This window comes from Ruegeria sp. HKCCD3925 (assembly GCF_057221175.1).
The window spans coordinates 1-1,283 of the sequence record NZ_JBWVBI010000019.1 but is presented as its reverse complement, the minus strand read 5'-3'; the positions used below and the strand labels follow the sequence as shown (position 1 = coordinate 1,283).

General features: G+C 59.1%; 1 protein-coding gene. It reads right to left on the bottom strand.

What is annotated here, in order from left to right; translation table 11 throughout:
• A partial coding sequence (locus AC2TEM_RS21375) for an autotransporter family protein (protein ID WP_480856422.1) occupies positions 1 to 1,283 on the bottom strand: 1,283 nt, incomplete at both ends.

Sequence of the window (1,283 nt, the reverse complement as noted above, 5' to 3'; positions counted from 1 at the left end):
AGTTGGTGCCAATTGACGCTGGCATAAGGCTCTACGCTGGCGCGTGGGCTGACTGGCATGCGGTAACCCAGTTGGGCAAAGGCCTGAATGCTGTGCGCCTTGTAGTCAGCCTTCAGCGTTTCGTATTGATGAACGGAGATGGAGCGTTCGCTGTCCAGGCTGTGGCGTGTGTAAGCACCACCAGCCAGCACATTCAGGCTACCTGAACCTAGCTCCCAAGCCTGCGTCCCGTACAGGGCTGCGCTGTAGCTATTGCTGCGCGAGGTCTGACGGCGATCATCCAGCTTGATGCGGTTTTCCAGATAGCCCAAGGAGGCACCTATACGCCAGCCTTGCTCGCCGATAGCCGTATCCCCGCCTAGGAATAGACCGCCCACTTTGTGGCGTACATCCTGGCTGTTGTCGTCACCGTCCAGATCTCGTTGTTGATGGATCACTTCAGCCCACAGGACGGTCTCTTTGCCGGTTGTATTACGTGCGCTTGAGGCTTGTTTGCCCAAGGTGCGCGGCAGCAGGTCGCCATTGCTGAGCAGCGCCGAGGTGGTGCCGGCATGGATCTGACCTTGTAGCTGCTCCATGTAGCCTGCCACGCTGCCGGATTGTGCATTGAGCACCGTGTCATACAGTTCAGCCATAGCGGCTGGCGGTTGGTCCGAGCCGGTATCCAAGGCATTGGCCACGGCTTTCTGGTTACTTGTATTGGCAAACGCAGCGAACGGCGTGTCATTGCGTTTGATCATCAAGGACAGGCTGGGGCCGTAGAGCAGCGTTGGCGACAAGAAGGCCATGTCGTACGTAATGTGGCTGTACTGACCTGTCACCCCATTGGCTGCGTCCATGAAGGAATAGGCCACGTTCTGGCGGAAGGGGCCACCAGCCAGTTTCAGGGTGCCGTCTATATGGGCTGCACCGCCAACCACCAGACGATCGGTCGCACCAGCAGGACCAACTTCCAGTTCATGCACCGAACCGGCATGGGCGGTGTAGTCGCCGTTGACGGTCAGGGTGCCAACTGAGTTGCCTGGAGCCAGGGTGCCGTAGTTATCAACCTTGGAGACCGTACCGGAACCACCCAGCGTTCCCTCACGCTCGACGGTTACGGCAGAGGCCAGCGTGCCATTGACGGCCAGACGACCTCCGCTGACGGTGGTGTCACCGGTATAGCTGTTGTTACCGCTCAGCTCCAAAGAGCCGTAACCGCGCTTGTGCAACCCTCCGATACCGCTGATGTCATTGGCGAAGGTGGAGTGGTAGCCCAGCGTGTCCACATCGAACAGACGGGT